The 23,304-nt window shown below is 64.8% G+C and carries 21 protein-coding genes; 19 read left to right on the top strand and 2 right to left on the bottom strand.

From position 1 onward, the window contains the following. The first annotated feature begins 2 nt into the window (after nt 1-2). From G6N36_RS18505 to G6N36_RS18435, 15 genes are all read left to right on the top strand, one after another. A complete protein-coding gene (locus G6N36_RS18505; RefSeq protein ID WP_163688371.1) occupies nt 3-1,016 on the top strand; it encodes an acyl-CoA dehydrogenase family protein in 1,014 nt (337 codons plus the stop codon). After that, complete coding sequence (gene fadE29, locus G6N36_RS18500) at nt 1,001-2,164, top strand: acyl-CoA dehydrogenase FadE29 (RefSeq protein ID WP_163688370.1); 1,164 nt, start codon at nt 1,001-1,003, stop codon at nt 2,162-2,164. Before G6N36_RS18505 ends, fadE29 begins: the two co-directional genes overlap by 16 nt. Continuing rightward, nucleotides 2,161-3,123: a bifunctional MaoC family dehydratase N-terminal/OB-fold nucleic acid binding domain-containing protein gene (locus tag G6N36_RS18495; RefSeq protein WP_163688369.1), complete on the top strand. Its 963-nt coding sequence runs from the start codon at nt 2,161-2,163 to the stop codon at nt 3,121-3,123. The genes fadE29 and G6N36_RS18495 overlap by 4 nt, the downstream gene beginning before the upstream one ends. Further along, nucleotides 3,120-3,551 carry a MaoC family dehydratase gene (locus tag G6N36_RS18490; protein WP_308205936.1) on the top strand — a complete coding sequence of 144 codons (432 nt, stop codon included), beginning with the start codon at nt 3,120-3,122 and terminating at the stop codon, nt 3,549-3,551. Before G6N36_RS18495 ends, G6N36_RS18490 begins: the two co-directional genes overlap by 4 nt. Next, entirely contained in the window at nt 3,551-4,717 is a 1,167-nt protein-coding gene (locus tag G6N36_RS18485) for a 17-hydroxy-3-oxo-4-pregnene-20-carboxyl-CoA lyase (RefSeq protein WP_163688367.1), read from the top strand. The genes G6N36_RS18490 and G6N36_RS18485 overlap by 1 nt, the downstream gene beginning before the upstream one ends. A 669-nt stretch (nt 4,718-5,386) precedes the next feature. Beyond that, entirely contained in the window at nt 5,387-6,229 is an 843-nt protein-coding gene (locus tag G6N36_RS18480) for a glycosyltransferase family 2 protein (RefSeq protein ID WP_163688366.1), read from the top strand. Continuing rightward, nucleotides 6,226-7,329, top strand: a complete 1,104-nt coding sequence (locus G6N36_RS18475; protein ID WP_163688365.1) for a glycosyltransferase family 4 protein — start codon at nt 6,226-6,228, stop codon at nt 7,327-7,329. Before G6N36_RS18480 ends, G6N36_RS18475 begins: the two co-directional genes overlap by 4 nt. Beyond that, nucleotides 7,317-8,363, top strand: a complete 1,047-nt coding sequence (locus tag G6N36_RS18470) for an NAD-dependent epimerase/dehydratase family protein (RefSeq protein ID WP_163688364.1) — start codon at nt 7,317-7,319, stop codon at nt 8,361-8,363. The genes G6N36_RS18475 and G6N36_RS18470 overlap by 13 nt, the downstream gene beginning before the upstream one ends. Next, nucleotides 8,360-9,130: a glucose-1-phosphate cytidylyltransferase gene (gene rfbF / locus G6N36_RS18465; protein WP_163688363.1), complete on the top strand. Its 771-nt coding sequence runs from the start codon at nt 8,360-8,362 to the stop codon at nt 9,128-9,130. Before G6N36_RS18470 ends, rfbF begins: the two co-directional genes overlap by 4 nt. After that, nucleotides 9,130-10,308: a DegT/DnrJ/EryC1/StrS family aminotransferase gene (locus G6N36_RS18460; RefSeq protein ID WP_163688362.1), complete on the top strand. Its 1,179-nt coding sequence runs from the start codon at nt 9,130-9,132 to the stop codon at nt 10,306-10,308. The genes rfbF and G6N36_RS18460 overlap by 1 nt, the downstream gene beginning before the upstream one ends. 6 nt (nt 10,309-10,314) lie before the next feature. Then, nucleotides 10,315-12,558: a hypothetical protein gene (locus G6N36_RS18455; protein WP_163688361.1), complete on the top strand. Its 2,244-nt coding sequence runs from the start codon at nt 10,315-10,317 to the stop codon at nt 12,556-12,558. After that, a complete protein-coding gene (locus G6N36_RS18450) occupies nt 12,555-12,746 on the top strand; it encodes a hypothetical protein (RefSeq protein WP_163688360.1) in 192 nt (63 codons plus the stop codon). Before G6N36_RS18455 ends, G6N36_RS18450 begins: the two co-directional genes overlap by 4 nt. A 101-nt stretch (nt 12,747-12,847) precedes the next feature. Next, nucleotides 12,848-13,567 carry a glycoside hydrolase family 16 protein gene (locus tag G6N36_RS18445; RefSeq protein ID WP_163688359.1) on the top strand — a complete coding sequence of 240 codons (720 nt, stop codon included), beginning with the start codon at nt 12,848-12,850 and terminating at the stop codon, nt 13,565-13,567. An 18-nt stretch (nt 13,568-13,585) separates the two neighbouring features. Next, nucleotides 13,586-14,554: a glycosyltransferase family 2 protein gene (locus tag G6N36_RS18440; protein WP_235690097.1), complete on the top strand. Its 969-nt coding sequence runs from the start codon at nt 13,586-13,588 to the stop codon at nt 14,552-14,554. Further along, complete coding sequence (locus tag G6N36_RS18435; RefSeq protein ID WP_163688357.1) at nt 14,554-15,816, top strand: lipopolysaccharide biosynthesis protein; 1,263 nt, start codon at nt 14,554-14,556, stop codon at nt 15,814-15,816. The genes G6N36_RS18440 and G6N36_RS18435 overlap by 1 nt, the downstream gene beginning before the upstream one ends. Here G6N36_RS18435 and G6N36_RS18430 read toward each other — a convergent pair. Together G6N36_RS18430 and kstD are read right to left on the bottom strand one after the other, a co-directional pair. Continuing rightward, on the bottom strand, nt 15,813-16,673 hold the full coding sequence (locus G6N36_RS18430; RefSeq protein ID WP_163688356.1) for an enoyl-CoA hydratase ChsH3: 861 nt from the start codon (nt 16,671-16,673) through the stop codon (nt 15,813-15,815). The two genes, G6N36_RS18435 and G6N36_RS18430, sit on opposite strands and share 4 nt — an antisense overlap. Beyond that, nucleotides 16,673-18,355 carry a 3-oxosteroid 1-dehydrogenase gene (kstD, locus tag G6N36_RS18425; RefSeq protein WP_163688355.1) on the bottom strand — a complete coding sequence of 561 codons (1,683 nt, stop codon included), beginning with the start codon at nt 18,353-18,355 and terminating at the stop codon, nt 16,673-16,675. Before kstD ends, G6N36_RS18430 begins: the two co-directional genes overlap by 1 nt. A gap of 73 nt (nt 18,356-18,428) precedes the next feature. On the opposite strand from kstD, the gene G6N36_RS18420 reads away from it, so the two are divergent. Genes G6N36_RS18420 through G6N36_RS18405 form a run of 4 tightly spaced genes read left to right on the top strand, consistent with a single transcriptional unit; the run spans nt 18,429 to nt 23,287 of the window. After that, nucleotides 18,429-19,214, top strand: a complete 786-nt coding sequence (locus tag G6N36_RS18420) for a 2-keto-4-pentenoate hydratase (protein WP_163688354.1) — start codon at nt 18,429-18,431, stop codon at nt 19,212-19,214. A gap of 13 nt (nt 19,215-19,227) precedes the next feature. Next, nucleotides 19,228-20,154: an acetaldehyde dehydrogenase (acetylating) gene (locus G6N36_RS18415; RefSeq protein ID WP_163688353.1), complete on the top strand. Its 927-nt coding sequence runs from the start codon at nt 19,228-19,230 to the stop codon at nt 20,152-20,154. Further along, on the top strand, nt 20,151-21,206 hold the full coding sequence (gene dmpG, locus G6N36_RS18410; protein WP_163688352.1) for a 4-hydroxy-2-oxovalerate aldolase: 1,056 nt from the start codon (nt 20,151-20,153) through the stop codon (nt 21,204-21,206). The genes G6N36_RS18415 and dmpG overlap by 4 nt, the downstream gene beginning before the upstream one ends. Then, nucleotides 21,203-23,287, top strand: coding sequence for a RecQ family ATP-dependent DNA helicase (locus G6N36_RS18405; RefSeq protein WP_163690750.1), 2,085 nt, complete (start codon nt 21,203-21,205; stop codon nt 23,285-23,287). Before dmpG ends, G6N36_RS18405 begins: the two co-directional genes overlap by 4 nt. Nucleotides 23,288-23,304 lie beyond the last annotated feature (17 nt).

The following is a 23,304-nucleotide window of genomic DNA, read 5'->3' as shown; positions in this document are numbered from 1 at the left end:
CGGTGGATTTCAGTCCGGACGAAGGACAGCAGGCTGTCGCCGATGTGGTGACGTCGGCGCTCGGCAGGGACAACAGCTGGGACGCGCTGGTGTCCGGCGGCATCACGGCCTTCGGCGTACCCGACCGCCTCGGTGGCGACGGCCTGGGCCTCGCCGAGGTCGGCACCGCACTCATCGAGATCGGCAGACACGGCACCGTGAGTCCCGCGCTGGCGACACTGGGTCTCGGGTTGATCCCGCTGCTGGAGCTGGCGTCCGACGAGCAGCAGGATCGCTACCTCGCTGGGGTGCCGAAGGGCTCCGTGCTCTCCGCGGCGCTCAACGAGCCCGGCGCACCGCTGCCGGACCGGCCCGCGACCTCGCTTTCCGGCGGGAGGCTGAACGGGGTCAAGGTCGCGGTTCCCTATGCGGAACAGGCGGATTGGCTGATCGTGACCGCCGGCGGCGCTGTTGCGGTGATCTCCCCGAAGGCCGCGGGCGTACAGGTGGTCAAGACGCCGACCGCCAACCACGGCGACGAGTACTCGGTGACTTTCTCCGATGCCGAGGTCGACGGGGTGCTCGACGGTGCGCAGCCGCGGCGGGTGAACCAGCTGGCGCTGGCGGGCATCGGCGCGTTCGCGTCGGGTCTGGTCGCGGGCGCCCTACGGCTGACCGCGGACTACGTGGCCAACCGTGAGCAGTTCGGCAAGCCGCTGTCGACGTTCCAAACCGTCGCCGCACAGCTCGCTGAGGTATACATCGCCTCTCGCACACTGACCTTGGCCGCGACCTCCGTGTTGTGGCGGCTCTCTGAAGGGCTGGACGCCGACGACGACACCGACATCCTCGGCTACTGGCTGGCCTCAGAGGCGCCGCCGGCGATGCAGTTGTGCCACCATCTGCACGGTGGGATGGGAATGGACATCGACTATCCGATGGACCGCTACTACTCCGGCGTCAAGGACCTGACCCGGCTGGTTGGCGGCCCGTCGCACCGACTCGATCTGGTGGGAGCGCAATGTACATCGAACTGACCCCTGAGCAAAAGCAGCTCCAAGCCGAACTGCGGCAGTACTTTTTGAACCTCATCTCGCCCGAAGAGCACAAGGAGATGGAGAGCGACCGCCACGGCAAGGCCTACCGCGCGATCATCAAGCGGATGGGCTCCGACGGCAAGCTGGGTGTCGGCTGGCCCAAGGAATTCGGCGGCCTGGGCTTCGGCCCCATCGAGCAGTCGATCTTCGTCAACGAGGCACACCGCGCCGACGTGCCCCTGCCCGCCGTCACCCTGCAGACCGTGGGACCGACGCTGCAGCAGTACGGCACCGATCTCCAGAAGAAGAAGTTCCTTCCCGGCATCCTCGCCGGTGAAATCCATTTCGCGATCGGCTACACCGAGCCCGAGGCCGGCACCGACCTCGCATCGCTGCGCACCACCGCGGTCAAGCAGGGCGACGAATACATCGTCAACGGCCAGAAGGTGTTCACCACCGGTGGACATGACGCCGACTACGTATGGCTGGCGTGCCGTACCGACCCGGAAGCCGCCAAGCACAAGGGCATTTCGATGCTGATCGTCGACACAACCGATCCCGGCTACAGCTGGACGCCGATGATTCTGTCCGACGGCGCTCACCATACGAACGCGACGTACTACAACGACGTCCGGGTACCCGCCGAGATGCTGGTCGGCGAGGAGAACGGCGGCTGGCGCCTGATCACGACGCAGCTGAACAACGAACGCGTGATGCTCGGTCCGGCAGGGCGATTCGCCTCGCTGTACGACCGGGTACACGACTGGGCCGCGAAGCCCGGTTCCAACGGCGACACCCCTCTCGATCACGACGACGTGAAGCGGTCGCTCGGCGAACTCAAGGCGATGTGGCGGATCAACGAGCTGCTGAACTGGCAGGTGGCCGCCTCCGGCGAGACCATCGACGTCGCAGATGCCGCCGCCACCAAGGTGTTCGGCACCGAGCGGATCCAATATGCCGGCCGGCTCGCCGAGGAGATCGTCGGTAAGTACGGCAACCCGGCGGATGCGGAAACCGCAGAACTGCTCGAGTGGCTGGACTCGCAGACCAAACGCAATTTGGTGATCACGTTCGGCGGAGGTGTCAACGAAGTGATGCGAGAAATGATCGCGGCGGCCGGACTGAAGGTGCCGAGGGTTCCCCGGTGAGCGCGGTCGAGGACATCCAGAAGGCCGCCGAGCGGGTCAAGGCCGAGGGCAAGAGCAAGCCGCGGGTTGCCCGTCACCCGGTGAACCAGCCGATGATCGACCACTGGCTCGACGCAATGGGGGACACCAACCCCATCTACGTCGACGAGGCAGCCGCCAAGGCGGCGGGTCATCCGGGCACCGTCGCACCTCCCGCGATGATCCAGGTCTGGACCATGATGGGGCTGGGCGGCAACCGCGCCGACGACGATCCGCTGGGCAAGATCCTCGGATTGTTCGACGACGCAGGGTATATCGGCGTCGTCGCGACGAACTGCGAGCAGACCTATCACCGCTACCTGCGCCCCGGTGAGCAGGTCAGCGTCGCCGCGGAGCTCACCGACGTCGTCGGCCCCAAGCGGACCGCGCTCGGCGAGGGTTTCTTCATCACCCAGCGGATCTCCTGGCAGGTCGGCGACGAAGACGTCGCCGAGATGATGTGGCGCATCATGAAGTTCAGGCCCGCCGATCAGGACGCTGCGACCGGCGCGGTGCCCGATGACTTGGACGCCGACTCGATGATGCGGCCGGCATCGTCGCGGGACACGAAGTTCTTCTGGGACGGCGTCAACGCGCACGAGTTGCGTATCCAGAAGCGCGGCGACGGCACGCTGCAGCATCCACCCGTGCCGGCACTCTGGCAGGACAAGGAGCTGGAGACCGACCACGTCGTCGCCTCCGGTAAAGGGACGGTGTTCAGCTTCGTGGTGCACCACGCCCCGAAGGTGCCCGGCCGCACGCTGCCCTTCGTCATCGCATTGGTCGAACTCGAAGAGGGTGTGCGGATGCTCGGCGAGCTCCGAAACGTCGACCCCGCGGAGGTGGAGATCGGATTGCCGGTCCGCGCAATGTATATCGACTTTCCCGAAGGGGATTCCGGGCCTGCTTGGACCAACTACGCATGGGAGCCCGCAAAGTGAGCGCCACAGGGTCTGATGTCGCCGCCGGAGCGGCTCCGGAAATCCAGGTGGGCACGAAGCTGCCCGAGCTCGCACTCTACGGCGATCCGACGTTCATCGTGTCGACGGCGATTGCCACGCGCGACTATCAGGATGTGCACCACGACCGGGACAAGGCACAGGCCAAGGGTTCCAAAGACATCTTCGTCAACATCCTGACCGATACCGGCCTCGTGCAGCGCTACATCACCGACTGGGCCGGACCGAACGCGATCATCAAGACGATCGGGCTGCGGCTCGGTGTGCCGTGGTACGCGTATGACACCGTCACGTTCAGAGGTGAGGTCACCGCCGTCGAGGACGGCCTGATCTCACTGAAAGTGACTGGTAGCAACAGCCTTGGCGATCATGTGATCGCCACCGCGACGTTGACGATCGGAGATGCCTGATGCCGGGTGAGCTTTCCGGAAAGGCGGCGATCGTCGGGATCGGCGCCACCGACTTCTCCAAGAACTCCGGTCGCAGCGAATTGCGGCTGGCGTCCGAAGCCGTGCTGGACGCGCTCGACGACGCCGGCCTGACACCGGCCGATGTGGACGGCATGGTCACCTTCACCATGGACTCCAACACCGAGGTGTCGATTGCGCGCGCCACCGGAATCGGTGAGTTGAAATTCTTCTCCAAGATCCATCACGGTGGTGGCGCGGCGTGCGCCACGGTCCAGCAGGCAGCGATCGCGGTGGCCACCGGGGTCGCGGATTGCGTTGTGGCATACCGGGCCTTCAACGAGCGGTCGGGCATGCGCTTCGGCCAGGTTCAGATGCGACTCGTGGAGAACGCCGACTCCACCGGTGTGGACAATTCGTTCTCGTATCCGCACGGTCTGTCCACGCCTGCCGCTCAGGTGGCGATGATCGCCCAGCGCTACATGCACTACTCCGGTGCGACCAGCGCGGACTTCGGCGCCGTCTCGGTGGCCGACCGTAAGCACGCCGCCAACAATCCGAAGGCGTACTTCTACGAGAAGCCGATCACTATCGAGGATCACCAGAACTCGCGGTGGATTGCCGAGCCGCTGCGGCTGCTTGACTGCTGTCAGGAGACCGATGGTGGTGTGGCGCTTGTGATTACGTCTGCTGAGCGGGCCAAGGATCTCAAGCACCGGCCCGCCGTCATCGAGGCGGCCTCGCAGGGTTCCAGCCCCGATCAGTATTCGATGACAAGCTACTACCGGTCGGAATTGGGGCTGCCGGAGATGGGCTTGGTCGGTAGGCAGCTCTGGGAGCAGTCCGGGCTGACGCCCGCCGACATCCAGACCGCGATCCTGTACGACCACTTCACGCCGTTCACGCTCATCCAGCTGGAGGAGCTGGGGTTCTGCGCTCCGGGTGAGGCCAAGGACTACATCAAGGACGGCGCGATAGAGATCGGCGGCAGGTTGCCGATCAACACCCACGGTGGTCAGCTCGGTGAGGCGTACATCCATGGCATGAACGGCATCGCCGAAGGTGTCCGGCAGCTTCGCGGGACGTCGGTGAACCCGGTGGACGACGTCGAGCACGTGTTGGTGACCGCAGGCACCGGTGTCCCCACCTCCGGGTTGATTCTGGGCTGACGCCCGCTGTCGACACGATGCCCGACCGCGCGATGCGGTCGGGCTACTCGGCGATCTCGGTGATCCGCCCATCGGCCAGCAGGTTTAGGCTTTGCGTGCATATAAGTGCAAATCTAACAAACAAATCTGCGCCCGATATCCGACTCGTAGCGCCATTGCTGTCCCAGATCTGGGAGTCGAGAGACAGTGCCGGCGTGTGGGATTCGTCACTAACGAGAACGTAAGTAAATTCGAGTCGATCGCCGGGAAAAGCAGAGGTTCTCCCGGCAATACGCGTCTGCAGCAGGGAAGACGCTGCGGCGGTAGCCAGTACGCGAAGAGTCGCCGCCGGGCTATTTGATTGAAAACGCAAGCTTTGCCCAGTTCATGCAAACTCTCGAGTTGCTGCAGATCTGGCAAACTCCTACTCTGTTCATGACGCAGTCGGAAAGCTGATCTAGGTAAGAGCAGTCACGGTGGCCAGCTCACGGACAACGAGAGTCCATCGGCCGTCGGGACGGCGATCGAGCCCGGCTGAAATCACGTTCGCGGGGGCGACGAAAACAAGTCAGGAGTTTTGACCTTGGCAGGCCGCAGGGGCCCCGCGCCGGACGCACGCGAGACAAGAACTGGTTCATCGAGGCACCTCGTTGCTGCCCCATCACGCCCATCTCTGATCGGAGTACACAAATGACCAGTGCGGTGACCAACGGCAACGGATCTGCCGAACACGCAAAGCCGTTACTCAGCTCGTTACCCAAACCATCCGGTGGCGCCCAAACGTCTTCGGTCAGTCTCGTCATCCCGGTACGTAACGAGGCCCGCAACATCGCGTGGGTTCTGGAGCAGATCGCCGACGATGTCGACGAAATCATCCTCGTCGACGGCGAATCGACAGACGCCACGTTGATCACCGCCCGCAGTTACCGACCGGACGTCAAGGTCGTGGCACAGGAGGGCACCGGCAAGGGCAGCGCATTGCGAACCGGCTTCCTCGCGGCGACCGGCGACGTGATTGTCATGATGGACGCGGACGGCAGCATGTCGCCCCAGGAGATCCGGCACTACGTGCACTTCTTGGCCAATGGCTATGACTTCGTCAAGGGCTCGCGGTTCATGGGTGGCGGGGGGTCACTGGACATCACGCCGTTCCGGCGGCTCGGCAACCGATTCCTGCTGTCCGTCTTCAACAACCTGTACGGGACGGAACTCACCGATCTGTGCTACGGCTTCTGCGCATTCCACCGCCGCTATCTCGACCTTCTCGATCTCACCGCGACCGGATTCGAGATCGAGGCGGAGATGACAGTTCGGGCAGTGCAATCCGGTCTCCGCATCGCCGAGGTCCCCAGCCTCGAAATGCCGCGCCGAGCGGGCAAGTCGAACCTGCGTGCCATACGCGACGGCCGACGGGTATTGGAGACCACCCTGCGCGGACGGCGCGCGCCACGTCAGCGCAATGCGGGCCAGTTCATTAACGAGCTCGGGACCAGTTCGCTCGCGTCGGAAGCAGCAGCCGGGTCGGGATCGTGAGCCAGGCGTCGACCACGTTGGTTCGGCCGCCGCGCATCGTCCTGGCGACCGACCGGTTGAGTCCGGGGGGAGTCTCACACTTCGTCCTACAGCTGGCGAACCACTTCCGCGCTCGGGGGTGCCAGGTCGACGTCGTGTCACTGCGCCCCGGAGAGTGGGATCACCGGCTGGTCGAATCCGGCGTCGACGTCCATACAGTGCCGAGTCGCAAGGTCGTCGAGCTGATCCGTTCGGCTGACGTGATCCATTGTCAACAAAGGATTCTCGGTCTGCTTGCCGTCCTTCTCGGCGCGCGTGCCCGCACCATCGAACACGTCCACAACGTCATGTCGGGCCACCGATTGCTTTCGTTTCGCGCCTCGACCATCGTCGCGGTGTCGAATCACGTACGGAGCGGTCTGCAGTCACATTATCCGCGGTTGGCGAATCGCCATTTGAGCGTAGTGTCCAACGGCGCGCGCAAACGTCCCGGTGATCCCCTGCCGTTCGGACGCCGGTGCTACGACATCGTCGGTGTCGGCCGGTTTGAGGAGCAGAAGGATCCCCTCGCCTTCCTCGACTTGGTGGCGCGCCTGCACCGGCACAACGCCGGCCTGAGAGCCGTGTGGATCGCGCCCGGCGCGGGATCGCTGCAGCAGCAGTTCATTGATCATCAACGCCTGCTGGGCCTGAACGACGTCGTGACGGTATCGCAGGGCGGCACGCATGAGGCCACTCGGGACCTGATCGCACAGTCAAAGGTGTTCCTGATGACGTCGAAGTGGGAGGGCCTGCCACTCGCGGCTCTCGAGGCGCTCGCCAGTGGCACCCCCGTGGTGACGACACCCTGCGGTGAGATCGCCGACATCATCGGGAACGGCGGCTGTGGGGCGGTGTTGGACTCCGATCTCGACGCAGGGACGTCAACACTGGTATCGCTGACCTGCGACCGCTCGCTCTGGGAAAGCAACTCTGCCAACGCATTCTCGGTCGCCGACGATTTCTCCGAGGACGGCATGACGGCCATGGTCGAACGCACCTACAGATCGGTGCAGCCGAACGTGTGGCCCGATGTTCCTGATCGGGTGCCAAGCGAAGGAGGGGTGTTATGCGAGTCTTGATGACCGGCCATCGCGGCTACCTCGGCGCAGAGATGGTCCCAGTCTTGAGACAACTGGGGCACGACGTCGTCGGGCTCGATACGGATTACTATGCCGGGCGCGACTTCCTGCGCTCTCCCGATCCGATTCCGATGCTCGCGATGGATATCCGCGACGTGAGCGCCCGCGAGCTGCGAGGGTTCGACGCCGTGGTGCACCTGGCCGCGCTGTCGAACGATCCGGTATCGGCACTGAATCCACAGCTGACCTACGACATCAACCTGCACGCCAGCGTCAGCTTGGCTGAGGCGGCCAAGGCCGCTGGCGTCAGCCGCTTCGTGTTCTCGTCGTCGTGCAGCCTCTACGGTCGCGGCGGTGACAAGGCACTTTCCGAACTGGCCCCGCTCAATCCGGTGACACCATACGGTGAGTCTAAAATCCAGGTCGAGCGCGCGCTCTCGGCGCTCGCCGACGACACCTTCTCGCCGACCTATCTGAGGAACGCGACGGCATACGGGCTGTCGAGGCGGTTGCGTGAGGATGTGGTTGTCAACAACCTGGTCGGACATGCGATGACCAGTGGCCGTGTGCTGTTGCTCAGCGATGGCCAATCGTGGCGCCCGCTGGTCCACGTTCTCGACATAGCGCACGCATTCGCCCAAACACTCTCCGCACCACGTGAAACCGTTCACGACGAAGCCTTCAACGTGGGCAGGTCGGCCGAGAACTATCGGATCGCCGACGTGGCAAAGCTCGTCGCCGAACTGGTCCCCGACTGCGTCGTCACTTGTGGTGAACACGCCGTCCCGGATATCAGAAACTACCTGGTCGATTTCACGAAGATCGAGACCCAGCTACCCGGTTACCGTCCGACGTGGACTGTGCCGGCGGGTATCGCACAGCTCCGCGACGCTTTCGCCGCCGGAAACATGACGGCCGAACTGTTCGACGGGCCGGACTATGTGCGGTTGCGCACCCTTCAGCAACTCATCGAGAAACGTCTGCTGGACGACGAATTGAGATGGAATCGCAGAGATGAGGAGACACCCGAATGAAAGCAGTCATCTTGGCGGGCGGTCGAGGCACCCGCATCAGTGAGGAGTCGCAGGACCGTCCGAAACCGATGGTCGAAATCGGCGGACGCCCGATCATCTGGCACATCATGAAGATCTACGCCTCGGCCGGCATCACCGACTTCATCGTGCTGCTCGGATACAAGGGCTACATGATCAAGGAGTATTTCGCGAACTACTTCCTGCACACCAGCGATGTGACGATTGATCTCGAGAACAACACGATCAGGACCTTGAAGTCCACCAGTGAACCCTGGCGTGTCACGTTGCTGGACACCGGGTTAGAAACGATGACCGGTGGCCGACTGTTGCGCGCCCGAGAGCACATCGGCAACGAGGACTTCGCGTTCACCTACGGCGACGGCGTTGGGAACATCGACGTCGCGAAGGTCGTCGACTTTCACAAGAACGCGGGCTCGATCACCACCGTGACCGCGGTGCAGCCGCCAGGCCGATTCGGGACCCTCGAGATCGATGACGTGCACGCAGAGTTCAGGGAGAAGCCGAAGGGCAGCAGTGGCTGGATCAATGGCGGATTCTTCGTGTCCTCGCCGAAGATTCTCGACTACATCGACAGTGACAGCACGCTTCTGGAACGCGAGCCGCTTGAAAGACTTTCTGCCGAAGGACAACTCGCCGCATACAAGCACCATGGCTTCTGGCGCGGGATGGACACCATCTGGGACAAGATCTACCTCAACGATTTGTGGAATCAGGGCAACCCGCCGTGGAAGGGTTGGGACGACTAGTGCGCGACGCGACCGACGTCGTCGACAAGAGCGAGGGACCGGTGCCGGTCTATCGGCCTTATCTCGGTGACGATGTGCAGAAAGCAGCGACCGACGCGCTCGCGGCGGGTTGGCTGGGCATGGGAAAGCTGAGCCAGGAGTTCGAGATCTCCATCGAGCGCTATCTCGGCCTGGAGGATCGTCGGGTGGTCTCCACGAACTCGTGCACCGAGGCACTGCACCTGGCCGGCCGCCTGATCGGTCTTGGACTCGGTGACGAGGTGATCTGCCCCTCCTTCACCTATGTCGCCGGCCACCAGGCGATCAGCCGTACCGGCGCCGAGATCGTGTTCTGTGACATCGAGCCAACGTATCTGAGCATCGACCCCGCCGAGGTCCGCAAGCTGATCGGTCCGCGGACCAAGGCCATTCTGGCGGTCGATTACCTCGGTCTCCCTTGCTATCTCGACGAGCTGATGGTGATCGCACGCGAGCATGGCCTGAGGGTCATCGAGGATGCGGCACACGCCTTCGGCAGCGTCAGTAAGGGCAGAGCGATCGGCTCGTTCGGAGACATCACCTGCTTCAGCTTCGGGCCCGTCAAGACGATCACCAGCCTGGAGGGCGGCGCGGTGATCACCTCTGATGTCAACGATGTCCAGGCATTGCACGAGCTAAGGCATCTCGGTATCGACTCAGATACCGACGCCCGATACCGCAATCAACGCAATTGGGATTTCGACGTGGTCCGGCAGGGCTACCGCTGTCACCTGGGTTCGGTCCCTGCCGCGATCGGCCTCTCGCAGCTGGCCCGCGTCGATGAGTTCATCGACAACCGGCAGCTGTACTGCCGTTACTACGACGAGGCTTTCGCCGATCTCGACGGCGTGACGCTGTTCGATACCGACTGGACCGACGTCGCCCCATACATTTACGTCATCAGGCTGCCCGACGCCGGTGTGCGCGGAGCCCTGATCGACCACCTCAAACGCCTCGGCATCGCCACCGGCATCCACTTCCTGGGTGCGCACCATTTCAGCTACTACCGCGATTGCCGTCGCGGCAGTCTCGAGGTCACCGAGGCCGCTGCCGACAGTGTGTTGACGCTACCGCTGCATCCCTACATGAGTAAAAGCACCCTGGACAGGGTGATCGACGGTGTTCGCGACTTCATGACGATGCACATGCGGAAGGCGTAGCCACGGGTGGTTAGCTCCCTGGACACCATACGCATAGGCCACGCGAACGGGCGGCACCGGCGTGGCACGGTCGGTCCGGCGCCCCCGAGCGATTTCGAGACGCCGACGATCCTGGTGCTGTCGTCCGTATTGATCTGTGCCTCAGCCATATTGACGATTCTGTCGATCATCGGTCTGAGTGAGTTGGTGCCCACGGCAGTCCGAGTTGCGCTGGTCGTCCTCACCTCCGTGACGCTGCCCGGCCTGCCGATTGCGTCGTGGTTATGCCTGCCGCGTAACGGGATATTCGCCAGTGTGGCGGTTGCGCTGTCACTCGCGTCGACCCTGTTGTTGTCACAGCTGAGCAATGTCGCGGGCTTACATCACCCCTTTGCTGTTCAGCTTCTGATTCTCGGCATGGCTACGGTGCCCACCGTGCTTCTCGCGAACCGATGGCGCACGCACCCGAGTGTGCCTCGCGCGTCGCCCGGCCACAGCTTCCTTGTCGGTGTTCGCGCAACGCTCGGGAGAGTCAGCGGATACAGCATCGCGATGCTGGCCATCGCCCTGGCGCTCTTCGTCGCCGGAGTGTCCGACCTCGATACCGGTCGTAGCGGCGCCACCGGGCTGATCGGGATTCTGGGCATCAAATACATTGCCGGGTTTGCGCTTTTGTGCGTGGTCCTCGCCGTGGAGTACAGCAGGACCGTCATCGACAAGGCGACGCTCGCGTTGTCGAACGTGATGTTGGTGATGTACATGACCATGCCGGTGGCGTGGGCGGACCGTACAGCGCCATTCTCGACGGCATACGTTCACCGATACATCGCCGACTGGATCTTCGACATCGGCGCCATGCCACCACCTGTCGACGCCAGAATCAGTTGGGGCGGGTTCTTTTCCGGCGCCGCGCACCTGATGAGCATCGGGTCGCTGAACGACAGCGCAGTGTTCGTCACCAGTGCATCCTTCTTCTTCGGTGTACTGCTGATCTTCCCGGTTTATGCCATCGCCCTGGCGCTGAGCGGGAATGCCCGGACGGCCTGGCTCGGTGTCACCGTCTTCGTCCTTTTCAACTGGTATCAGCAGGATTACTTTGCGCCGCAAGCGGTCGCGATGCAGCTCTACGCCACCATTCTGGCGGTATTGATCTGGCAGCTGCGGGCAGCACGGCTGCCGGCACTGCACGGAGGTCGATTCGCGGGACTGACGAAACCCTGGAGTCGCCTGCCCGGACTGGTTCCCGGCGCCGATTATCGATGGTCACTTGCGATGGAGGTTGCGCTGGTCGTGCTGATCGCGGCCATGGTGGTGTCGCATCAATTGACACCGCTGGTGACCATCGGTGCACTGCTGGCGATGTCGGTGCTCGGCGTCACACGACTCAAACTGCTTTGGCTTGCAGCGCTTCTCATCTTCGCGGCGTGGTTCACCTACGGCGCCAGCGCATACTGGCATGGCCACCTCGGCGAACTGCTTCACGAACTCGGTAGCGTGCGCAGTAGCTTGGGCGTCGGCGTGTCGAATCGTATCGCTGGGGATCCTGTCTACAGCAATATGCAGCTGCTGCGGATCGGCGCCGGCGTCCTGCTGTTCGCCATGGCCGCGGTCGGCCTTTACCGGATACGGCGGACCAAGTTCTGGCTCATTGCGGCGGCGCTCGCGTTGCAGCCCTTCATGTTGGTCGTGGTGCAGAGCTATGGCGGGGAGGTCGTGATCCGCTGCTTCCTCTACGCGTCCCCGGTATTGGCGCCGCTGGCGGCGATCGCACTCCGGTCAGTGCTGCGGCTGGGAACGAGAGGGCGCCGACGGCGATCGGGCATCATCCTGGTGACAGGTGTGCTGTTGCTCATCCTGGGGCTGTGGGGCCTGACCAATCGGGGGTTGAACACGTCGTTCGAGCACACCGACCCAGCCGAGCTGGCGATCTCGGAGCAATTGGCAAGGCAGGTTGCTCCGGGGTCGGTCGCCTTCTGGGGTCAAGGCACGTTGCTCGGCCTGCCCAGGGGTCACGACGTCGGTGCCGCCTGCATCGAGGCGGGACGCGATCTCGCCGAGTGCACCGCCGAAACAGACGCGTCGTATCTCATCGTCACTCGGCAGGACGAGAAGCTTCTCGAATACCGCTATCGTGTCGACCACGATGCGGTGGCGCGGGCGATCGAGTTGCTGGTGTCCTACTACGCCTTCACCCCGGTTTACGGCAGCGAGCTCGTCACGGTGCTCGAGCGCGCCGGTGCCAAGCCCGTTTTGCTCGGGATACCGCAATGACGGTCATCGCGCTCTTTGCCCTTGCGGGACTGCTGTATGTTTTGGCGACCCTGCGCCGTGAGTGGCTGGTGTCCTATTCCGGCGATCTGGGCCATGACGACATGAAGACCGTGCTCACCTTCGCTGCTGTGACCGTCTCTGTTTTCGCGGTGGCAATCGCAGCCCTCTCAATGGTGCTACAGACGTGAAAGGCTTGACGTTGCCAAGACGTGCCGTTTCGGCGGCGATATTGCTGACGGCCGTGGTCGTGGCTACCTGTCCGACACCGGCTTCGGGGCAAGCGCCGCGGATGGAATTGCCAGGCTGGACGCCGGTGTTCTACGACGACTTCGATCGGGACGCTCCGATCGGAAGTTGGGCCAACGATTGCGATCCCCGGAAGGTGGTGTACCAGGGCCAGCAGGGCCAACAGTGGCTCAGCTATCCGCGCTGCTTCAACGACACGATCGATCGCCGACCCTACCGGTCGGACCAAGTGCTGCAGGTGGCCGACGGGATGCTCATCTTCAACCTGCAGAGCGTGGACGGTCAGCCTGCGGGCGCCAACCCTTCCCCGATACTAAGCAGCGGCAGTCAGTACCAGCGTTACGGCCGGTACTCCGCACGGATGCGCGTCGACAATCCCAATCTCACCGAGTACTACGTCGCCTGGCTATTGTGGCCGCAATCCGAAAACTGGCCGTACGACGGCGAATTGGACTTTCCAGAAGGCGGGTTGGCGGGTCCGGTCGGTGGCTTCCAGCACTTCGCAGGCCCCGCCTCATGCGACGGCTGCAAGATTCCTTCCCGGGACATCGGTGCGCGGTTCTCCGATTGGCACACCTACACCATTGAGTGGTCACCGGGGCGGGTGCGCTACCTACTGGACGATGTGGTGGTTCTCGACAGCAGCGAATCGGTGCCGGACACTCCGATGCGTTGGCAGCTGCAAACCGAAACTCGCGGAAACGGAAACAACAGTGGACGGCTGCTCGTCGATTGGGTCTCCGTCTGGTCCTACAGCGGATAGCGAACTATGGAGACTGCCGTGACGGCCACCGCGACACACCGGGTCAGCGTGATCATCTGCGCATACACCGACGAGCGCTGGGACGACCTGGTGCGCTCAGTGAGCAACGCCGCCGAGACACTCCTCGACGAGGACGAGTTGATCGTCGTCGTCGACCACAACGCTGCGCTGTTGGCTCGCGCACAACGGGAGATCGGCGACGTCGGGCGACCGGCGCTACAGATCATCGCGAGTACGGACAAGAAAGGTCTGTCCGGTGCTCGTAACAGCGGGATCGCTTGTGCCACCGGTGACATCGTTGCATTCGTCGACGACGACGCCGCGGTGCATCCCGGCTGGCGTGACGCCCTCACCGGCCACTATGCCGACGCCGCGGTGGCAGTCGTGGGAGGCTCCGCCCAACCGGTGTGGCCCGATGAACGACCGCGATGGCTGCCCGGTGAGTACGACTGGATCGTCGGATGCGCCTACGTCGGGCTGCCGACGACGGTGCTGCCGGTACGCAACGTCATGGGCTGCAACATGTCGTTTCGTCGTGAAATCCTCGGCTCGGTAGGCGGTTTCAATACCGATCTCGGGCGAGTGGGACGACACCCGGTCGGTTGCGAGGAGACCGAATTCTGTATCCGGATATCGCAGCGGTGGCCGTCGAAGAAGATCCTGTTCGATCCCGATCTCCGCGTTTCACATTATGTATCGGCCGACCGCACCAAACTTCGGTACGCACTGCGGCGGTGCTTCGGCGAAGGCATATCGAAGCGACAGATATCACGGCTCGTCGGCTCGCGTGATGCCACCAGCGCGGAGCGAAGCTACCTGACCAGCACGGTGCCGCGGGCGCTGCTGCGCGGTGTGCGGGAAGGCCTGTCGCCGAGGACTCGTCGCTTCGCGCCCGGCGGTCTGGCCCGATCGGCGGCACTGGTCCTTGGCGTGGCGGCGGCCGGCGCCGGTTACGTGTACGCCGCAGCGCAGGAGAGACGGCACTGATGTCGATCACTGTGTCGGGCCCGCAGCCGCGCAGTGGGCTGGCCGGGGATTCGATCGCGATCGTACTGACGTACTTTCTCACCGCCGCGGCGGGCATGCTGTTCTGGATCGTGGCGGCCAGGACGATACCTGCTCACGAACTCGGTGTGCAGACAGCGCTCATCTCCCTGATCACGACCATCGGGACCGTCACCGCCTACGGCGTCGGCAGTGCCTACAAAGCCATGCTGTCCGCGCCCGGGTGCGTCCGCCGTCAGCGCCTCGTCGACGGTCTGATCATCACGGTTGTGGTGTCGCTGACCGTCGGGGCGCTGGCAGGCCAGTTCGCCGGCGAAGCTGTGGCCGGCGATTCCATAACCGCGCTGTTGGTGCCTGCCGGCGCGCTGGTGCTGGCATTGTTCGTCCTCAAGGACGCGGCGCTGATCGGCCTGCACGCCACTCGGTGGCTGCCGGTCCTCAACCTGGTTTCGGTTTTGGTCAAGGTCGGTCTCGTACTGTTACTTGCGGGGTGGCTGGACCTGCCCGCAGTGTGGGCGACCGTCATCCCGGCCGCCGCGACGGCATTGTTTGCCTTCGCATTTCTCATTCCCGCGTTGGTCAAGCATCGCGGCGGTGTCCCGTCGCAAGACGTGCCGGATCCCCGGCTCAGCCGTCGGGCGATGGGCGCGTTCGTCTTTCGTGACGGCGTCGCCAGCTCGACGTCGTTCGGCCTCATCCTGGTGCTGCCGTTTGTCACCACCTGGCTGGCGGGGCCGGTTGCGGGTGCGACGTTGGCGATCGCGATGGCCGTCGCGCAGGCATTGGACTTCGTTCCAGACGGGGCCGGCGCGGCACTGACCTCTCACATGGCCCGCGAACCCGCGGCGGCGACCTTTCACGTGCGACGAATCTGGCTGATCTCCACGGTGCTGGTCAGCACCGGCGCGGTGGTTCTGGCAATCGGCTCGCCCTGGATAGGTCGGCTGTTCGGGGACGGCTACAACGGCGCCGATTTCCGCGCTTGCTTGATCGTGGTCGCAGTGGGTTCGGTTCTGCGCGTGCCGTACTCGATCTGGATGTCGGTGCTGCGGGCATCGCTGGAGACCCGCACGATCTTGCGAGTCAACGCGGCGGCGTTCGTCGTCTCGTTGCCGACCATCGGGTGTCTGACCCACTACTGGGGGGCCATCGGCGCCGCAGTCGGCCTCGCCATCGGCTCTGCCCTGCTCGGTGGCTTTGGGGCGTGGGACCTCAAGCGACGCTGGCTCGGCGGCAGCTGCTAAGCGGGGACGAGCTCCACGCCCGCCAGTGCCACCGCGTTGTCACGCTCGGGCGCGGTCACGACGCCGGTGAAACCCTCGCCCTCTTTCCAGATGCTGGCCAGCAGCGTCTCGCCGGGGAACACCACACCAGCGAACCGGGCGCCGTAGCTACCGACCCGGGCGGTGTCGCCGTCGAGCAAGGTGTCGACCATCGCCTTGCAGGTCATGCCGTAGGTGCACAGACCATGCAGGATCGGCCTCGGAAAGCCTGCGGCGGCCGCGAATTCGGGATCCGAATGTAGCGGATTGCGGTCACCGCACATCCGGTACAGCAGGGCCTGCTGTGGCGACACCGCGATCGATATCTCGAAATCCGCGGCGCGCTGCGGCGGTTCCGACGATGTCGACGGGCCGCGTTCGCCCCCGAAGCCGCCCTCGCCGCGAGCGAAGATCGACCGCTTCTGCTTCCACAGAACCGTGCCGTCCGGTGAGGAGACCGTGGTCTCCGACCAGATCACCGCGGCCTTGCCCTTGTCCCAGATGTCGGTGAACCGGGTGACAGCTACGCCGGTGCCCGACGGCGGGATCGGCCCTGGCACGGACACCGCTTCGCTGGCGTGTAGCACCTTCGACAGCTCGATGTCGATACCGGGGAACTTGACCGCAGGTGGCTTGGTGTCGTGGAACGTCGCAGCGACGTTGCCGAACGTCGGCAAGACCTGCGGAGTGTCATCGGTCAGGTAGCGGAGTTCGCGCTTGTTCATCGGGTCGCCGCCCGCGCCGAGGCCGAGGTGGTACAGCTGGACATCGCTACTGGTCCAGGAGAATTCAGCGGGTGGAAGCTCGGCGCCCAGCGCCTCGTCGAGATTGATGGGCATCAGTTCTTCCCCGCGATGTGTAGTGCTGCCAGGTATCCGAACGTCATGGCGGGCCCGATGGTGCCGCCGGGACCGGGATAGGTGTGGCCCATCACCGGTGAGCTGACGTTACCCGCGGCGTAGAGGCCTTCGATGATCGACCCGTCGTCGCGCAGCGCGCGCCCGTGAATGTCGGTGCGGACGCCACCCTTGGTGCCCAGGTCACCCGGCACCATCTTCGCCGCGTAGAAGGGCGGTTTGGCGATCTCACCGAGGTTCGGGTTCGGTTTGACCGTCGGATCGCCGTAGTAGCGGTCGTACGCGCTCTCGCCGCGTTTGAAGTCCTCGTCGACACCCGAGCGGGCGAAGCCGTTGAAGCGCTCGATCGTCGCGGTTAGGGCTTCTGCGGACACCCCCGTCTGCTCGGCCAGTTCGCCAATGGTGTCGGCCTTGACGATTACCCCGGATTCCATCCACTTTGTCGGAATCCGTTGTCCTGGCTGCAATCCCGCGAAGATGTAGCGATCGCGATAGGTCTGGTCGAACACCAGCCACGCCGGGATGTTCTCGCCGGGACCCGGGCCCTGGCCGTATTGACCGCCGTACATGTGGTGGCACGCCTCGACGTACGGCATCGACTCGTTCATGAACCGCTTACCGGCCATGTTCACGATGATGGAGCCCGGGGAGTTGCGTTCGGACAGCGCGAACCACGGTGCATCCACCAGCGGAACCGTCGGACCCCACCAGGCGTCTTCCATGATCTCTAGTGCGGCGCCCAGCTTCTCGGCGGCCAGAATGCCGTCGCCGGTGTTCGCCTTCGCGCCGACCGTCCACTCGGTGGTGATCGGGGCGCGCTGGTACTTCACCCGCATCTGCTCGTTGTGCTCGAAACCACCCGACCCGAGGATCACCGCGCGGCGTGCCCGGATGAGTTGCGGCTCAGCACCAGCGGAGTCACGGGCATCAACAACATAAATCCCGCTGACCCTGCCGTCCTCCACGTAGAGATCGGTCAGCGCGGTGTTCAGCTGGACCGGCACGCCCGCCTTCTGCAGCCCGATGCGCAGCGGCGCGATCAGGGCGCGGCCCATGCCGACGAGGTTCTTGCGGGTGGCGTTGGCCCACACGGAGCGCACGCCGACCTTGATGCTGCGCAGCACCCCGCGCGGATGGCGCTTGAGCTGGTTGAGACGCACATAGTCCTGCTGCATCACCACCATGTTCAGCGGCACCTTGCCGTACGGCGGTTCGAGGCCCTTCTCGTCGGGGCCGAGCTTGCGGGCGTTGAACGGCTTCGGCTCGATCGAGCGTCCAGCGGGACGCCCGCCGGGTGTTTCGGGGTAGTAGTCGGAGTAGCCGGGCACCCAGCACATCTTCAGCGGCGAGTTCTTCAGCACGAACGACAACATCTCGGGTCCGCGCTCCAGGTAGGTGTCGACCTTCTCCGCGGGCACGACATCGCCGATGATCGCGTGTAGGTAGGTGCGCGCCGCCTCGGGGCTGTCTTGGACCCCGTCTCGCTTGAGAATCTCGTTGTTCGGGATCCACACGCCGCCACCGGACCGCGCAGTGGAACCGCCATAGTGTGCAGCCTTCTCGACGACTACTGTGGAAAGTCCCTGGTGGGCGGCGGTGAGGGCGGCGACCATGCCGGCGGCGCCGCTTCCTACCACGACGACGTCATACTCCTGACCAGTCATGTAGAACACGTTATAGAATTGCCCGGCCTTACAACAACTGCGCCGGTCGAACAAACGAGGGGACTTCGCAAACATGCTCAGCGCTCAGGTGCGTGAACAGCTCGCCGCCGATCTGGCCGAGGCGGAGCGCAGCCGCGTGCCCATCGCCCCGTTGACCGACGCGCACGCCGATATCGACGTGGTGGATGCCTACGAGATTCAGCTGATCAACATCCGCCAGCGGGTCGCCGAGGGCGCCCGCGTGATCGGGCACAAGGTCGGCCTCTCGTCGGAGGCCATGCAGAAGATGATGAACGTCGACGAACCCGACTACGGGCACCTGCTCGACGAGATGCAGGTCTACGAAGACAAGCCGGTCGTCTCGGCGAACTACCTGTACCCGCGGGTCGAGGTCGAGGTCGGCTTCATCCTCGCCGACGACCTGCCCGGTGCCGGATGCACCGAGGACGACGTCCTGGCGGCGACGGCGGCGTTCGCCCCCGCGATCGAGTTGATCGACACCCGCATCACCGACTGGAAGATCAAGCTCTGCGACACGATCGCCGATAACGCGTCGTCGGCGGGCTGGGTGCTCGGCGAGGCCAGGGTGTCGCCGAAGGACATCGACATTCGCAACATCGACGCCGTGCTCACCAACAACGGCGAGGTCGTCGCGGAGGGCCGCAGCGATGCGGTGCTCGGCAACCCGGTCACCGCGGTGGCGTGGCTGGCGCGCAAAGTAGAGGGCTTCGGGGTCCGGTTGAAGGCCGGTGACATCGTGCTGCCGGGGTCGTGCACGCGTGCGATAGATGCACCGCCTGGCAGCAATTTCGTCGCCGACTTCGCCGGGTTAGGTTCAGTCCACCTGAGTTTCGAATAGTAGGGAAGTCACAATGGCCGGAACGTCCAGGAAAAGCACAGTCGCCATCGTCGGGTCGGGCAACATCAGCACCGACCTGCTGTACAAACTGCTGCGCTCGGAGTGGCTCGAGCCGCGCTGGATGATCGGGATCGATCCCGAGAGCGAGGGCCTTGCGCGGGCGCGCAAGCTCGGGCTGGAGACGTCGCACGAGGGCGTGGACTGGCTGCTGGCGCAGAGCGAGAAACCGGATCTGGTGTTCGAGGCCACCAGCGCCTACGTGCACCGCGACGCCGCACCGCGCTATGCCGAGGCGGGCATCCGCGCCATCGACCTGACTCCAGCCGCCGTCGGCCCCGGCGTGATCCCGCCGGCGAACCTGCGTGAACACCTGGAGGCGCCCAACGTAAACATGGTCACCTGCGGCGGTCAGGCCACCATCCCGATGGTCTACGCGGTGAGTCGCGTCGTCGACGTGCCGTACGCCGAGATCGTCGCGTCGGTGTCGTCGGCGTCGGCCGGGCCGGGAACGCGGGCCAACATCGACGAGTTCACCAAGACCACGAGTGCGGGCGTCGAGGTCATCGGTGGTGCCAAGCGCGGCAAGGCGATCATCATCCTCAACCCGGCCGATCCGCCGATGATCATGCGCGACACCATTTTCTGCGCGATCCCCGAGGACGCCGACCACGATGCGATCACGCAGTCGATCAAGGACGTCGTCGCCGAGGTGCAGACCTACGTGCCGGGCTACCGGCTGCTCAACGAGCCGCAGTTCGACGAGCCGACGGTGTTCAACGGCGGAAACCACCTGGTCACGACCTTCGTGGAAGTGGAGGGTGCGGGCGACTATCTGCCGCCCTACGCTGGAAACCTGGACATCATGACCGCTGCGGCCACCAAGGTCGGGGAAGAGATCGCGAAGGATCGCGCCTCCGCGGGAACTGGAGCGCAAGCATGAGCACTGACGAGATCTACTTCAATCCCATGTGGGACATCCGGATGACGGACACGTCGCTGCGCGACGGCAGCCACCACAAGCGTCATCAGTTCACCAAGGACGAGGTGCAGGCGATCGTCGCGGCGCTGGACACTGCGGGCGTTCCGGTCATCGAGGTGACCCACGGCGACGGGCTCGGCGGGTCCAGCTTCAACTACGGGTTCTCCAAGACCCCGGAGCAGGAGCTGATCAAGCTGGCCGCCGAGACGGCCAAGGAATCCAAGATCGCCTTCCTCATGCTGCCCGGCGTCGGCACCAAAGAGGACATCAAGGAGGCGCAGAACAACGGCGGGGTGATCTGCCGGATCGCCACCCACTGCACCGAGGCCGACGTGTCGATCCAGCACTTCGGCCTGGCCCGCGAGCTGGGCTTGGAGACGGTCGGCTTCCTGATGATGAGCCACACGATTCCGCCCGAGAAACTCGCGGCGCAGGCACGCATCATGGCAGACGCCGGCTGCCAGTGCGTCTACGTCGTCGACTCGGCGGGTGCGCTGGTGCTCGAGGGCGTGGCCGACCGAGTTTCGGCGCTGGTCGCCGAGCTCGGCGATGACGCTCAGGTCGGTTTTCATGGCCACGAGAACCTCGGCCTCGGCGTCGCCAACTCCATCGAGGCCGTGCGGGCGGGCGCCAAGCAGATCGACGGGTCGTGTCGCCGGTTCGGCGCCGGTGCGGGCAACGCACCGGTCGAGGCGCTGATCGGCGTGTTCGACAAGATCGGCGTCAAGACCGGCATCGACTTCTTCGACATCGCCGACGCCGCGGAAGAGGTCGTCGCACCCGCCATGCCGGCCGAGTGCCTGCTGGACCGCAACGCGCTGATCATGGGCTACTCCGGCGTGTACTCGAGCTTCCTCAAGCACGCCATCCGCCAGTCCGAGCGCTACGGCGTGCCCGCGCACCAACTGCTGCACCGCGCGGGCCAGCGCAAGCTGATCGGCGGCCAGGAGGACCAGCTGATCGACATTGCGCTGGAGATCAAGCGCGAACAAGAAGCGGCACCGGCCTCCTGACACGCCAGGCCGCACAGGCGCTACTGGAACAGCTGGCGGGGCAGACCGCCGTCCTGCGCGACGACCAATGGACCGCGATCGAAGCGCTCGTCGTCGCACGTCGGCGGGCACTTGTCGTCCAGCGCACGGGTTGGGGTAAGTCGGCGGTGTACTTCATCGCCGCCAAATTGCTGCGCGAAGCGGGCCGCGGCCCGACGGTGATCGTGTCGCCACTGTTGGCGCTGATGCGCAACCAGGTGGCCGCCGCCGAGCGGGCCGGGGTGCACGCCGCGACCATCAACTCCAGCAACGTCGCCGACTGGGACGAGATCAACGAGCGCGTGCACCGCCGCGAGCTCGATGTCCTGCTCGTGAGCCCAGAACGGTTGAACAATCCCGACTTTCGCGATCAGGTGCTGCCAGCGCTGGCGCACGACGCGGGTCTCGTCGTCGTCGACGAGGCGCACTGTGTGTCGGACTGGGGCCACGATTTCCGACCCGACTACCGACGCATCCGCACCCTGATCGGTGAACTCGGCGCCGACGTTCCCGTGCTGGCCACCACCGCGACCGCCAATGACAGGGTCGTCGAGGACGTCGCCGCTCAACTCGGCGTCGGGGGCAAGGACACGCTGGTGCTGCGCGGCGGCCTGGATCGGGAGTCGCTGCGACTATCCGTGGTCAAGGCGGGCAATCCGGCGCAACGCGCGGCTTGGCTTGCGGCACATATCGATTCGCTTCCAGGATCGGGGATCGTCTACACCCTGACCGTCGCTCAGGCGCATGACGTCGCGTCGTTGTTGCGTGAGCAGGGCCACGACGTCGCCGCCTACACCGGGTCCACCGAAGCCGCCGAACGCGAACAGCTCGAGGCGGATCTGCTGGCCAACCGGGTCAAGGCGCTGGTGGCCACGTCGGCGCTGGGCATGGGGTTCGACAAACCCGACCTCGGCTTCGTCGTCCATCTCGGTGCCCCGTCCTCGCCGATCGCCTACTACCAGCAGGTCGGCCGTGCAGGACGAGCCACGGAGAGCGCACAGGTCATCTTGTTGCCCGGCCACGAGGACCAGGACGTCTGGCGGTATTTCGCCTCGGTGGCGTTCCCGTCGGAGTCCATGGTGCGCAACGTGATTGGCGTGCTGGACCCAGAGCGGCCGCAGTCGACACCCGCGCTCGAGCCCCTCGTGGACCTGGGGCGGTCGAGGTTGGAGATGGTGCTCAAGGTGCTCGACGTCGACGGTGCCGTGCGCCGCGTCAAGGGTGGCTGGATCGGCACGGGAGCGGCGTGGGAGTACGACGAGCCGCGGTACCGCAAGCTCGATGATGCCCGCAAGCGCGAACAGCAGGCGATGCTGGACTACCAGGCGACCGACGGGTGCCGGATGGCGTTTCTGCGTGGGCAACTCGACGACCCGTCACTCGCGGCGGGGGAGCGGTGCGGGCGCTGCGACAACTGCACGGGCGAGCACGTCAGCGCCGATGTCGATCCCGGTACCACCGAGGAGACGAGGCAACGGCTGATGCGTCCCGGCGTGGAACTCGCGCCACGCAAACAATGGCCGTCCGGGCTGGCCAAGCTCGGCGTCGAGCTGAGCGGCAGGATCGCCGACGGCCCGGAACCAGGACGCGCCATCGGCAGGCTGACGGATCTGGGGTGGGGTGCGCGGTTGCGGCGCGTGCTCGACGAACCCGACGCCGAGGTGTCCGACGACCTCGTTGCCGCGGCGGTGAAGGTGCTGGCGTCCTGGGACTGGGCGCAGCGGCCGGCGGCGGTGATGGCATTGGATTCCGAACGTCACCCGCTGCTCGTTTCCTCCCTGAGCCGCGAGCTTGCCCGACTCGGAAGGCTGACCGACCTCGGCACCCTGCAGTACTCGCCGACGCGGCGGCCGGTGACCGCGGCGAACTCCGCCTACCGCGTCGCTGCACTCGATGGGGCATGGACGCCGCCGGATCCTGACCTTTTCGCCTCCGTCGGCGGACCGGTGCTGCTCGTCGACGACCTCTCCGACACTGGGTGGACGCTGACCATGGCAGCCAGGGTCGTGCGCGCGGCGGGCGCCGTGGCCGTCCTTCCGTTCACGCTGGCCACCACCAGCTGACACGCCGGGCTGGCCAG

The organism is Mycolicibacterium gadium (assembly GCF_010728925.1).
GTDB classification, from domain to species: domain Bacteria; phylum Actinomycetota; class Actinomycetes; order Mycobacteriales; family Mycobacteriaceae; genus Mycobacterium; species Mycobacterium gadium.
This window is presented reverse-complemented; position numbering and strand designations above follow the sequence as displayed.